Genomic DNA, 12,220 nt, shown 5'->3' with positions numbered 1-12,220 from the left:
GTTTATCCGGACGGGTAAAGTCCGCCCGGCACCGGGACGGACGCCCGACCCGGACGCCCGACCCGGAGGCCCGACCCCGGAGGCCCGGGTCGGACGCCCGGGTCGGACACCGCGGACGGGGAGAGCACGGGGATGGCGCGTTTCCTATGGCTGAGCGGCCGGACCGCGGAGGAGGAGGACGGGGCGCCGGAGGGCGGCATCGCCCGGACGATACGCGTCTCCGACGAACCACCTCGCCGCGGCCGCACCAGCCGCCCGCTGGCCTTCCCCGAGCGGCGGAACCCACCCGGCGGCGGCCTCCCCGAGTACCGTGCCGCCCGTAAGGAGGGCACCCGCGCGTTCACCCTCTGGGCAGATCCCCAACGCGGGCAGGTGTTCGCGCAGGTGGTGACCAAGTCGGCCACCAAGGGCGGCCCCGCCACGTACGAAGTCCTGGGCGCCGCCGGTGAACCCCTGGCCCTCATCACCCGCCGCCCGGCGATGAAGGGCGGCCTCCGCACCCGCTGGACCGTCCAGCAGACCGGCTCCCGGCCCGCCGTGGGCTTCAAGGGGCGGCCCTTCTGGTGGGGCGTGTGGTGGCTGTTCCTCCCCCTCCAACTGCTGGTCGTGATCGGGATCATCCTCAACGGCGGCGGCGACCCCGGCCGCACCCCGCGCCGCATCCGGTGGCGGCTGGACCGCCGGATCGTCCTCGACTTCCACAGCGGCCCCGGAACCGCCTTCGAGCTCAAGGCCGTGGCGGACTGGTGGGACGACCGCGTGACCGCGTCCCTCGTCGCCCTCCTCGACAGCCACGGCGGCTGGCTCGGCAGCGAATGGGACACCGCCGAGCGCTGACGTCCGCGAGGGTTCACCCGCTCGGTGGGGAACCGCCGGTTCCTGTTACTCCGCGTGGTCGGACCGTCCCACGCTGCGGTTTCTGCAGACGGACCGGGCCGAGAGGAATGGCGGGGGTGGCGATGGCGGACCCGACGGATGAGGACGCGGGCGATGGCGCGGTGGATCTGTTCCGCGCGCTGGGGGCGTCCGCCAGTAGGTCACCGGATGCGGGGGGCTTCGGGGGCGGTTGGGCCAGCGACAGAGGGGTCCATGCCCGGTGGATGAGGCTACAGACGGTGATGATCGCGGCGGCGAGAGCGATGAAGAACTCGACAGGCAGCTCGGCCGCTCATTCCCCCGGCCCTTCGGAAGCGAACCGGCCGGTGTTGGCGCGGATCCAGGTGCGCAGATGGGCCAGCGGCTCCAGGGCGCCGCGGCCGAGTTCGGTCAGCTCGTACTCGACACGCGGTGGGACCTCCGGGTAGATGGTGCGCACGACCAGGCCGTTGTCCTCCAGGCGCCGCAGGGTCTGGGTGAGCACCTTGGGGCTGACGCCCTCCAGCTTGCGGCGGAGCTCGCCGAAGCGGCGGGGGCCGCCTGCCAGGGCGGTGATGGCCAGGCCCGTCCATTTGTTGGCGAGCAGTTCGAAGACGGCACGGCCCGGGCAGAGCAGCCCGTAAATGTCGTGCCGGTGCGCGCGCTCGGCCATGTCGGAAAACCGCCTCTGAGCTGTCATAGTTTCCAAAATATACTTGGTGCCCTTGCGGGTGAGTACGGGGGTATCCGTACGTTCGCGGCATGAACTCGACCGCCGCTTCCGCCCCTGTCCGCGTTGGCCTTGTCGGCCTCTCCGCCCGCGGCGGCTGGGCTCCCCAGTCGCACCTGCCCGCCCTCTCCCGCCTCAAGGGGTACGAGCTGCGCGCCCTTTCGGCCTCGAGCGCCGAGTCCGCCCGAGCGGCGGGCGAGAAGTACAGGGTGCCGCTCGCCTTCGGTAGCACCGCGGAACTTGTGGCGAGCGACGAGGTGGACCTAGTGGTCGTCAGCGTCCGGGTGCCGCTGCACCGCGAGGTGATCCTCGCGGCACTCGGCGCGGGCAAGGCGGTGCTCTGCGAGTGGCCGCTGGGCAACGGGCTCGCCGAGGCAGAGGAGCTCGCGGCCGCCGCGGCGAAGGCCGGAGTGCGGACGTTCGCCGGGCTTCAGGCCCGCTCGGCGCCCGTGGTGCGGCAGGTGCGGGACCTGGTCACCGACAGGTACGTGGGCGAGGTCCTCTCCACCAGCCTGGTGGCGTCGGGGCGCCGGTGGGGCGCCACCTTCGAGCCGGGCGGCGCGTACCTCCTGGACCGCGAGAACGGCGGCACCATGCTGACGATCCCCTTCGGGCACACCGTCGACGCCGTAGCCCAGGTGCTTGGCGAGTTCACTGAGGTCTCCTCGACGCTCGCGACCCGGCGGCCCGTGGTGCACGAGGAGGGCACGGGCCGCGCGGCCGCGATGACCGTGCACGACCAGGTCGCGGTGAGCGGCCGCCTTGCATCGGGCGCGGTCGCCTCGCTGCACTTCCGCGCCGGGCTCTCCCGGGGCACGAACTTCCACTGGGAGATCAACGGCACCGAGGGGGACCTCGTCGTCACGGGCGACCACGGCCACCTTCAGCAGGACGCGCTCACCGTCCACGGCGCCCGGGGCACAGCCGCTGCCCTCGCCGAAATCCCGCTGCCCGCCCGCTACTTGGACGTACCGGAACTTGCCGGTCTGTGGAGGAGCCCCGCCTACAACGTGGGCGCCCAGTACGCCCAGATCCACGCTGACCTGACCCAGGGCACGGCGCTTGCCCCGGACTTCACGCACGCGGCGCGGCGGCAGCGGCTGCTTGACGCGATCGAGCGGTCGGGGGATTCGGGGACGCGGATCCGCCTCTAAGGGCGTCCGCAAGGAGGTTCCGGTTGGGCGGTAGTAGCGGGGCAGACACGGTTCGCCCGATCATGGAGTTCTCTACGCTTCATGATCACCGGGGGATCCGTGCCTGCCGTCCCTTCATGCATTCTCGACCCGCTTCGGGACCAGTTCCTGGCGCTGCTGCCCGCACGTGAGGACCGTCATCCGTGGGGCTGCCACAACCCGCGCATCAGCGACGCGGTGGTCTTCGACCGCCTGGTGCAGGTCCTGGTCTTCGGCTGCGGCTACGAGCGGGCTGCCGACCGGCTCTGCTCCGCCACCACCTTGCGCCGCCGCCGCGATGATTGGATCGCCGCAGGCGTAATGGAGACCCTGCGCCTTCTCGTCCTCGCCTGCTACGACCGCATGATCGGCCTCGAACTCGACCAACTATCCGCCGACGGGTGCATCGCCAAGGCACCCTCCGGCGGTGAGTGCGCTGGCAAGAGCCCGGTCGACAGGGTCAAACTGGGCATCAAGCGCTCACAGTTGACGGATGGGTACGGCATACCGCTGGTCACGGACCCGGCGCCGGCCAACATCCGCGACCACACGCTGCTGCCCGCCACTCTCGATCGCTTCGCCGGCCTGGAAGCAGACCTGGGACCGCTGCCCGAGCACCCGCGACTGAGCCTGGATGCCGGATACGACTACAGCATGGTTCACCTCGACCTGGATGCCAGAGGGATCCTCGGTCAGATTGCCGAGCGCGGTGTGAAGACCCCGATCCAGGCCGGCGGACGGGGTGGGTTGTGGAGCGCACGAACTCCTGGATGAACAACTTCGGCAAGCTCCGCCGCTGTACCGAGCGACGAAGGGCTTCGGTCGCATTCTTCATCGCTCTGGCCAGCACGATTATCACCGTGCGCTCCCTGATCCGACGCGCCTGGACCCTCTACCGCTGGGACACCCGCCCTCGAAGCTCCCACATCCGATGACCTACTGGCGGACACCCTTGATGGGCGGCGATGGGGGTGCCCGAGACAGAGTTGCCGGCCGGTGCCGGGGATATACCGGAGTCGATCATCGATCCCGCGGGACGTGGACCGAGGGTGTGGTTCCAGCAGGTTCCGGAGCCGAAGGTCGCCAAGAACCGGTGGCACTTCGACCTGAAGGTCGGTGGCGGCCGTGACGTCCGACTGGACGTCCGCCTCGTAGCGGATCGTAGATCCGCTACGGAACTCCTGTCCGAACCCGGAACCGTATGCCATCGATCAGCCGCCGCCGGGGCCAGATGGGTGGCCGTCCCACCTTCGCTCCCTTGCAACCGCCAGCCGATGCGTTCGCGCCGCGAGGTCGCTGATGCGGGCCCCGTCGAAGCCGAAGACGGCGCTGCGCACCCGGTCCTCCAGCGGCTCGGTCCACTGCGGCGGGATGGCCGCCGCGCCGCACAGCACCCCCGCGACCGACCCGGCCGTGGCGCCGTTGGAGTCGGTGTCCAGGCCGCCGCGCACCGTCAGGGCGATCGTGGTCGTGAAGTCGCCCGCGCCGTAGAGCAGCCCGGCCGTGAGGACGGCGGCGTTGGGGATCACATGGATCCAGGGCAGCCCGGCGGTCTCCCGCTCCAGCTGGGCGAGCGCGTCCGCCCACGCCACGCCCGCGTCGTGCAGGGACGCGATCCGGCGCACCGTACGGGCCAGCCGGCAGCGCGGCGGGATCCGGTCCAGGGCGCTGTCGACGGCGGCGCGCGGACCGTCCGCCGTGAACGCGGCCGCGATCAGCGCGGCCGCCCACATCGCCCCGTACACCCCGTTGCCCGTGTGGGAGAGGACGGCGTCGCGGCGGGCCATCGCGGCGGCCCGCCGCGGATCGCCGGGGTTGACCCAGCCGTGGATATCGGCGCGGATCAGGGCGCCGATCCACTCCTGGTAGGGGTTGTCGAGGGTCGCGCTGAGCGGCGGCTTCACCCCGGCCGTGAGATTGCGGTAGGCGACCCGCTCGGCGGTGAAGGTCTGCAGATACGGCAGCCGCAGCAGCCACACCTCGCCGACCTGCTCGGTGCTGAAGCAGGGGCCGTGGGTCTCCAGCAGGTGCAGGCCGAGGACGGAGTAGTCCACGTCGTCGTCGCGGCAGCTGCCGTGGATCCGGCCGCGCACGCAGCTCTGCCATTCGGGGCGCAGCTCGAACTCCACCGGGTCGGGCGGCGGCTCCAGCGCGGGGAGGTAGTCGGTCAGCGGGAGGGCGTCGGCGCGGCGGAGATACCGGTCGATGCGGTCGCGGGTCCAGTGCTCACCGTTCTCGACGGGTTTGCCGAGCATGTTCCCGGCGATCCGGCCGAGCCAGCCGCCGAGGATCCGGTCCGCGAGTGCGCTCCCGCTGAGGGCCATGGGTCAGGTGTACCGTTCCTGTGGGAGTTGGCCAGTGTCGGTCAACTGGCCACAGACCAGACTGTTTGGGGCCTGGTGACCTCGCGAACGGTCCTTGAGGTCGGGGAGCGGCACGAGTTGGTCACTTCGGCGCGGTCGGGTCTTGCCGCCCTGGTGACAGGCCATGGAGCGCAGCCGTTCGCGGAAGTGTGCGGTGGGGATCTGGGCCACGGTGCGGCGGAAAGCCTTGCCCCGGCGGCCGCGTCCCATGGTCTCCCGGCCGGTGGCGCGGGCATCGGCGAAGCCCAGGTTCTCGATCACGATGGCGGCGCAGTCGTGCTCGTGGGCGCGGGCGATGAGGCGGGTGATGGCCGCTCGCAGGCGTCCGTCCCGTGTGGTGGTGGGGCCGGTCAGCTCCAGTGGGATCGTGTGGGGTTCGCCCATGGGGTTGCCGTGTGGGTCGAGGACGATGGCAGCGAGGTGGTCGGCGTTGAGGTCGACGGCGAGCAGCCTCGCGCCGGACGCCCGGATCTCTTCCGGGCTCGGGGGTGGGGTGGTGCTGGTGGACCAGGACGCGTCCAGGTACCAGCGGTCGCGGGCGGGGTCATAGACGATGTCGTAGCGCACGGCCCGGTGGGCGCTGACCCGGTCCAGCCACTCCGGGCGGCGGTGGTGGAAGGTGACCGTGCAGGAGAGCCGGTAGCGGCCGCGCGGGGCGTTGGCCAGATATCGCAAGGGTTCTGGCAGCACCAGCGTGAGCGAGCCGTCTGCGGGGTCGACGGTGATGGTGTAGTTGCCGTGCGGGGCCCCGGACTCGCCGTCGGCGGTCAGGAACAGGCGGGCAGCATCCCACCGCTTCCGCCAGTCGGCCTCGGTCAGGCCGGTCTCCGCGAGGCGGTGACGGGTGCTGGCCAGCCGGCGCCCGCCCACCGTGACCGACGGTCGCCCCTGGTCGATCTGCTGCTCCACCACCGCCAGCCGGGCTTGGAGCTTGCTCAGGTGCCGCTGTTTCTGCCAGCGCTCGGCCCGGTCGGCATACCCGCGCACCCGGCCCTGTCTGTGCCCGCACGCCACCGCCAGCCGCTGCTCGATCTTCCGGATGCGGCAGCGCAGACCGGCCCGTTCATCGATCAGGCAGCGCATCGACAGCTGGTACTGGTCTTCCGACACCCGGGTCATCGCGCCCGCCCACCGCGACGAGGACACCGCCGTCAGCTGCTTCTTCCGCCCCGCCCGCCCGGTCTGCCGCGCCGGAACGTTCCCCGTCCGGAAACGTGCGGCGAGATCGGCCCGCTGGTGGTGGCCCAGATGCTCGCCGACCAGCGTCAGGACCTTCACATCCGCCGCCGTCAGATCCTTCAGCCGGTCCCGGATCCGCGCCCCGCACGGAGCGGCCACCGTGAACGGGGCAGCGATCACACGCAGCTCACCCTCCCTCCCCCGCTTGCGCGCCACCAGCCACCCCCTTCGCCGCATCGAACGAATCCGCCACCACCGATCATGCATTCCCCATACCCCCAACACCCCGAGATGTGACCCCGTTCATCCCATCGAGCGACACCCTGGCCAACCACGACCAACAACCGAATCAGCAGTTGGCAACCCGCGTCTGAGGTGGGTGTACCGGTGCGGCCGCGCCGGATAGGGTCACAGCGGCGCGACCGCCTGGGCGAATGCGAGGGGTTACGAAGGTGACGGACGCTTCGACGGAGGCTTCGGACGACGCGAAGGAAGCCACAGCCGGGACCAGGACATGGGCGCAGGGGCAGGCGACGCCCCCCAGTCGTGTGCTGATCGCCGCGGACAAGTTCAAGGGCTCGCTCACGGCGGTGGAGGTGGCCGAGCGCGTCACGGCGGGCCTGCGCCGCGGCGCGCCCCATGGTGGCGAGGGCCTGCGGATCGCGGCGCTGCCCGTCGCCGACGGCGGGGACGGCACGGTGGACGCGGCGGTCGCGGCCGGGTTCGAACGGCGCGAGGCGCGGGTCACCGGGCCGCTGGGCGCGCCGGTGACGGCGGCGTACGCGCTGCACGGGACCACGGCCGTGGTGGAGATGGCCGAGGCGTCCGGGCTGCGCCATCTGCCGAAGGGGGTCTTCGCGCCGCTCACCGCGACCACGTACGGCAGCGGGGAGCTGCTGCGCGCGGCGCTGGACGCGGGCGCCCGCACGATCGTCTTCGGCGTGGGCGGCAGCGCCACGACGGACGGCGGCGCGGGGATGCTCAGCGCGCTGGGGGCGCGCTTCCTGCGGGCGGACGGTACCCCTGTCGCACCGGGCGGGGGCCCGCTGCGCGACCTCGCCGCGGCCGATCTGTCCGGCCTCGACCCACGCCTCGCCGACACCGAGACCATCCTGGCCGGCGACGTCGACAACCCCCTCACCGGGCCGAAGGGCGCGGCGGCGGTCTACGGCCCGCAGAAGGGCGCAGGCGAGGACGACGTGGCGGCCCTGGACGCCGCCCTCGCCCACTACGTACGCGTCCTGGAACGCGCGGTCGGGGCCTCGGCCGCCGAATACGCCCTCGCGCCCGGCGCGGGCGCGGCGGGCGGCATCGGCTTCGGCGCCCTCGTCGGCCTGGGCGCGAGCTTCCGCCCCGGCATCGAGGTGATGCTCGACGTCCTCGGCTTCCCCGCCGCGCTGGAGGGCGCGGACCTGGTGATCACGGGGGAGGGCTCACTGGACGAGCAGACCCTCCACGGCAAGGCCCCGGCGGGCGTCGCGGCGGCCGCCCGCGCGCGGGGCATCGAGGTGGTCGCGGTCTGCGGCCGCCTGTCCCTGGCCCCCGCGGCCCTGGGCAACGCGGGCATCCGCCGCGCCTACGCCCTCACCGACCTGGAACCGGACCCAACCCGCTGCATCGCCGAGGCCGGCCCCCTCCTGGAACGCACCGCGGAACGCCTGGCAGCGGACTTCCTCGGCTGATTTCGGCTTTCGGCGCATCTTCCCGAATTCGGGTACGGGTACGGGTGCGTACCCGTACCCTGGTGTCATGAGTGGAGGGAGCCTCACCATGGCCGATGCCAACGTACGGATTCCCACCGAGGCACGAGACCGGCTGGCCGAGATAGCGGCTTCGGAGGGGCTTTCCCTGCGGGCCTATCTGGCCCGCCTCGCCGACACCCTGCTCACCCCGGCCGAGCGGGCCGAGCGCGCTGAGCGAGCTCGCGCCGTGTTGCAGGAGTGGAACGGGTACAACCCCAGCGAAGCCGAGATCGCAGACTTGGACGCCGACCTGGATCGGCGTCTGGCCGAGGCGGACACCCGGTGACCGAAGCTCTGCACATCGTGCTGGACGACACCGCCATGGTGGCCGCCGGGCGCGGCAATATCCTGCTCTCCCGCCTGATCCACCGTGCTCACGCAGAGCCGGGCTGGTTCCTCTACGCTCCCGCCTGTGCCCTTGTGGAGGCCGACCGGGCCCGTCCCGGAACGGCGGAGCACATCGCCGCCCTGCCCAGCCTCACCGTCCTGGACCTCGACCTGCCTGCCGCCTTGGCGGTGGCACGCGCTCCCGCCGGATGGGCGGCTGCCCACACCGCGTACGTGGCCCAGCCGACACCTGAGCGCCCTGCCGGGGCAGTGGTCGCGACGGCTGCGGCGGACGGGTGGAAGGGGCAGCCGGTGCGCATCCTCGACGTGGGGCCGTAACCCCGGCCGTAACCAGAAAACGCCGTGGGGCCCGAGCGGGAAGCTCGGGCCCCACGGCGTTTTCGTCGAAGGACGGGCGGCCTGGTAGCCGCTACGGCAGCTGGGCTGCCCTCGCCTCGCGGCGGTTGTCGCGGAACGCGTTCACCCGTCGCGCCGTGGCGAAGAGGGGGATCACCGCGCCCATGACGACCTGAAGGGCGCAGGCCGACTGGAGGAGGAGCTCACCGCCGGGGGCCTCGAAGGCCCAGGCGGCCAGCAGGGCCATGCTGGTGACGATCCAGCCGAGCATGGCCACCGCGAGCCGGCCGCGCGGCTTGGGGTACTCCACCCGGCTCACCATCAGCCACGCGACGCCCACGATCGCGAGCAGCGTCGGCACGAACGGCAGGCCGAGCAGGACCACCGAGACGACCGTCAGGGCGCCGAAGGGACTCGGCATGCCCTGGAAGACGCCGTCACGCAGCGTCACGCAGGAGAATCGCGCAAGCCGCAGCACCACCGCCAGCAGCACCACGATCGCGCCCACCACCGAGACCCGCTGGTAGGCGTCGTCGGACACCATCCCCCAGACGAGGACGAAGTACGCGGGGGCCAGCCCGAAGCTGATCAGGTCGGAGAGGTTGTCCAGCTCCGCGCCCATCGCCGAGCTGCGCAGCTTCCGCGCGACGAGCCCGTCGAAGAGGTCGAAGACGGAGGCGAGCAGCATCAGCATCACCGCGGAGGCGGCGCTGTGCCGGGTCATCCCGCCGTCCTCGCTGCCCGTGAGGTGCGGGATGAGGACGCCGGTGGTGGTGAAGTAGACCGCCAGGAAGCCACACGTGGCGTTGCCCAGGGTCAGCGTGTCGGCTATCGACAGTCGCGTCGACAGCGGCATGTCGTCCGTTTCGTCGACGTCCGCCGCGTCCACCTCGGCTTCGGGGACCCAGGCGGCCTGTGTATCGGGATCAATCACGGTCAAGGCGAGTCACCCCCGCGGTGGTGGCCTGGCCGACCTCGACCGCGACGTCGACACCCTCGGGGAGGTATACGTCGACCCGCGAGCCGAAGCGGATGAGACCGATCCGCTCACCCTGTTCGACCTTCGTGCCCTGTGGCACATACGGCACGATACGCCGGGCGACGGCGCCCGCGATCTGGACCATCTCGATGTCGCCGAGCTCGGTGTCGAAGTGCCAGACGACCCGCTCGTTGTTCTCGCTCTCCTTGTTGAACGCGGGAACGAAGCCGCCGGGGATGTGCTCCACGGAGGTCACCGTACCGGCCAGCGGAGCGCGGTTGACGTGGACGTTGAGCGGGCTCATGAAGATGGCGACGCGGGTGCGCCCGTCCTTCCACGGCATGATGCTCTGCACCACGCCGTCGGCCGGGGAGATCACACGGCCCTGCGTGATCTCTCTCTCGGGGTCGCGGAAGAACCACAGCATGCCCGCCGCGAGCGCGGTGGCGGGCACGGCGACCGCCGCCCAGCGTCCGGAGCGGCGGGACCGAGCAAGACTGACCGCCGCGGTGGCGACGGTCGGGAGGAGCCACGGCGACGCTCCGCGCGCGAGGCGGACGCGGCCGCGTTGTGCAGAGGATTGGCTGTGGGGCATGGATGACCTTCGTAGCGGAGGATGCCGCGACGCAAGACTGGGGACGGCGGCTTTACGGGATGGTATCGGTTGCGAGCGGTAACTGGGCAAGCGCCAGGGCTCGTCGGTGGCTTGTCAGTGACCGAAGACCCTCGGCGCGGTGTGACCTTCTTCTCTCGGATACCACCCCAAAAGGGACGTTCAGTCTTGGGTTCGGTATTCCTCCAGAAGCCTCCGTCCAATAATCATTTTCTGAATCTCAGCGGTCCCTTCGCCGATGAGAAGCATCGGTGCCTCTCGGTAGAGCCGCTCGATCTCGTATTCCTTGGAGAAGCCGTACCCGCCGTGGATGCGGAAGGCGTCCTCCACGACCTCTTTGCAGTACTCGGACGCCAGGTACTTCGCCATTCCCGCCTCGAGGTCGTTGCGCGCGCCCGAATCCTTCTTCCGGGCCGCATTGACCATCATCGCATGCGCCGCCTCGACCTTTGTTCCCATTTCGGCCAGTTTGAACTGGATGGCCTGGTGCTGGGCGATCGGCTTACCGAAGGTATGCCGCTGCTGTGCGTATGCAACGCCCAGCTCGAAAGCGCGTCGCGCCACACCACAGCCGCGGGCGGCGACATTCACCCGGCCGACCTCGACTCCGTCCATCATTTGGTAAAAACCTCGGTTCGGCGCCCCGCCGAGCACCCGATCGGCCGGAATGCGCAGTCCGTCCATGATGAGCTCGGTGGTGTCGACCCCCTTGTAGCCCATCTTCTCGATCTTGCCGGGGATGGTCAGACCGGGCCGGACCTCGCCGAAGCCGGGCTCCTTCTCGACCAGGAAGGTGGTCATCGCCTTGTGCGGCGCGACCCCCTCCTTGGCCTCGCCGGTCCGGCACAGGACCGCCACCAGGGTGGAGCTGCCGCCGTTGGTCAGCCACATCTTCTGTCCGGTCAGGACGTAGTCGTCGCCGTCCGGCACCGCCTTGCTGGTGATGGCCGACACGTCCGAGCCCAGACCCGGCTCCGACATCGAGAAGGCGCCCCGGATCTCGCCCAGCGCCATCTTGGGAAGGAAATACTCCTTCTGTTCCTCGGTGCCGTGCTGCTTGAGCATGTACGCCACGATGAAGTGGGTGTTGATGATGCCCGAGACGCTCATCCAGCCGCGGGCGATCTCCTCCACGCACAGTGCGTAGGTGAGCAGTGACTCACCCAGACCGCCGTATTCCTCCGGGATCATCAGCCCGAAGACGCCGAGCTCCTTCAGCCCTTCGACGATCGCCGTCGGATATTCATCGCGATGTTCCAGCTCGGTCGCGACCGGCAGGATCTCCTTGTCGACAAAATCCCTGACCGTGGAGAGGATCTCCCGCTGGATGTCGGTCAGGCCCTCCGTCTGCGCGAGGCGGCTCATATCACTGCCCTCCCAGCTCCGGGCGGCCCGGCTGCTCTCCCCCTGGGCTACCGCCCGGGAGGTGCCCCCTGCCCCGCTCCTTGATGTATGTGGCGGTCGGCACCATCACCTTGCGCCGGAAGACACAGACCAAGGTGCCGTCCTGCTTGTAGCCCTTGGTCTCCACATGCACGATGCCGCGGTCTGTTTTGGACTTCGACGGCGTCTTGTCCAGGACCTCGGTCTCGCCGTAGATGGTGTCTCCGTGGAAGGTGGGCGCCACATGCCGCAGTGACTCGACCTCCAGATTGGCGATGGCCTTTCCGGAGACATCGGGAACGGACATGCCCAGCAGCAGGGAGTAGATGTAGTTGCCGACCACCACGTTCTTGCCGAAATCGGTCGTCTTCTCGGCGTAGTTGCTGTCCATGTGCAGCGGGTGGTGGTTCATGGTGAGCAGACAGAAGAGGTGGTCGTCGTACTCGGTGACCGTCTTCCCCGGCCAATGCCGGTAGACGTCGCCCACCGTGAACTCCTCATAGGTACGGCCGAACTGCAT

General features: G+C 70.4%; 12 protein-coding genes and 2 pseudogenes. 7 read left to right on the top strand and 7 right to left on the bottom strand.

All coding sequences use genetic code 11. From position 1 onward, the window contains the following. Positions 1–132: 132 nt before the first annotated feature. On the top strand, positions 133–837 hold the full coding sequence (locus KHP12_RS15335) for a hypothetical protein (protein WP_208652958.1): 705 nt from the start codon (positions 133–135) through the stop codon (positions 835–837). A 331-nt stretch (positions 838–1,168) separates the two neighbouring features. Here KHP12_RS15335 and KHP12_RS15330 read toward each other — a convergent pair whose 3' ends face one another. Continuing rightward, on the bottom strand, positions 1,169–1,555 hold the full coding sequence (locus KHP12_RS15330) for a winged helix-turn-helix transcriptional regulator (RefSeq protein WP_086881264.1): 387 nt from the start codon (positions 1,553–1,555) through the stop codon (positions 1,169–1,171). A gap of 62 nt (positions 1,556–1,617) precedes the next feature. Between KHP12_RS15330 and KHP12_RS15325 the strand changes: the two genes are divergently transcribed. The 3 genes and pseudogenes from KHP12_RS15325 to KHP12_RS15315 all read left to right on the top strand — a co-directional run. Next, the gene (locus KHP12_RS15325) at positions 1,618–2,739 is read left to right on the top strand and encodes a Gfo/Idh/MocA family protein (RefSeq protein WP_086881265.1); all 1,122 of its coding nucleotides are present in this window, start codon (positions 1,618–1,620) and stop codon (positions 2,737–2,739) included. A 99-nt stretch (positions 2,740–2,838) separates the two neighbouring features. Continuing rightward, a pseudogene (locus KHP12_RS15320) lies at positions 2,839–3,692 on the top strand (IS5 family transposase). Between the two features lie 21 nt (positions 3,693–3,713). Further along, a pseudogene (locus KHP12_RS15315) lies at positions 3,714–3,959 on the top strand (VOC family protein); the annotation flags it as partial. Between the two features lie 9 nt (positions 3,960–3,968). Here the strand turns inward: KHP12_RS15315 and KHP12_RS15310 are convergent. Further along, positions 3,969–5,081: an ADP-ribosylglycohydrolase family protein gene (locus tag KHP12_RS15310; RefSeq protein ID WP_086881266.1), complete on the bottom strand. Its 1,113-nt coding sequence runs from the start codon at positions 5,079–5,081 to the stop codon at positions 3,969–3,971. 3 nt (positions 5,082–5,084) lie between these two features. After that, the gene (locus KHP12_RS15305; RefSeq protein WP_210610079.1) at positions 5,085–6,479 is read right to left on the bottom strand and encodes a hypothetical protein; all 1,395 of its coding nucleotides are present in this window, start codon (positions 6,477–6,479) and stop codon (positions 5,085–5,087) included. A gap of 368 nt (positions 6,480–6,847) precedes the next feature. Between KHP12_RS15305 and KHP12_RS15300 the strand changes: the two genes are divergently transcribed. The 3 genes from KHP12_RS15300 (at position 6,848) to KHP12_RS15290 (ending at position 8,707) form a co-directional block, all read left to right on the top strand. After that, the gene (locus tag KHP12_RS15300; RefSeq protein WP_210610500.1) at positions 6,848–7,981 is read left to right on the top strand and encodes a glycerate kinase; all 1,134 of its coding nucleotides are present in this window, start codon (positions 6,848–6,850) and stop codon (positions 7,979–7,981) included. A gap of 88 nt (positions 7,982–8,069) precedes the next feature. After that, entirely contained in the window at positions 8,070–8,327 is a 258-nt protein-coding gene (locus KHP12_RS15295; RefSeq protein WP_086885140.1) for a hypothetical protein, read from the top strand. Then, positions 8,324–8,707 (top strand): PIN domain-containing protein, encoded by a 384-nt coding sequence (locus KHP12_RS15290; protein ID WP_208653218.1) that lies wholly within the window; start codon positions 8,324–8,326, stop codon positions 8,705–8,707. The genes KHP12_RS15295 and KHP12_RS15290 overlap by 4 nt, the downstream gene beginning before the upstream one ends. Positions 8,708–8,798: 91 nt before the next feature. Here KHP12_RS15290 and pssA read toward each other — a convergent pair whose 3' ends face one another. The 4 genes from pssA to KHP12_RS15270 form a co-directional block, all read right to left on the bottom strand. Further along, complete coding sequence (gene pssA, locus KHP12_RS15285) at positions 8,799–9,665, bottom strand: CDP-diacylglycerol--serine O-phosphatidyltransferase (RefSeq protein WP_037958797.1); 867 nt, start codon at positions 9,663–9,665, stop codon at positions 8,799–8,801. After that, positions 9,652–10,299 (bottom strand): phosphatidylserine decarboxylase, encoded by a 648-nt coding sequence (locus tag KHP12_RS15280; RefSeq protein WP_037958795.1) that lies wholly within the window; start codon positions 10,297–10,299, stop codon positions 9,652–9,654. Before KHP12_RS15280 ends, pssA begins: the two co-directional genes overlap by 14 nt. 180 nt (positions 10,300–10,479) lie before the next feature. Continuing rightward, positions 10,480–11,682, bottom strand: coding sequence for an acyl-CoA dehydrogenase family protein (locus KHP12_RS15275; protein ID WP_086885141.1), 1,203 nt, complete (start codon positions 11,680–11,682; stop codon positions 10,480–10,482). 1 nt (position 11,683) lies between these two features. Next, a complete protein-coding gene (locus tag KHP12_RS15270; protein WP_086885142.1) occupies positions 11,684–12,220 on the bottom strand; it encodes a MaoC family dehydratase in 537 nt (178 codons plus the stop codon).

Origin of the sequence: Streptomyces asiaticus (assembly GCF_018138715.1) — a bacterium.
Classification (GTDB): Bacteria; Actinomycetota; Actinomycetes; order Streptomycetales; family Streptomycetaceae; genus Streptomyces; species Streptomyces asiaticus.
The sequence above is the reverse complement of the archived record's forward strand: the minus strand, read 5'-3'. Positions and strand labels throughout refer to the sequence as shown.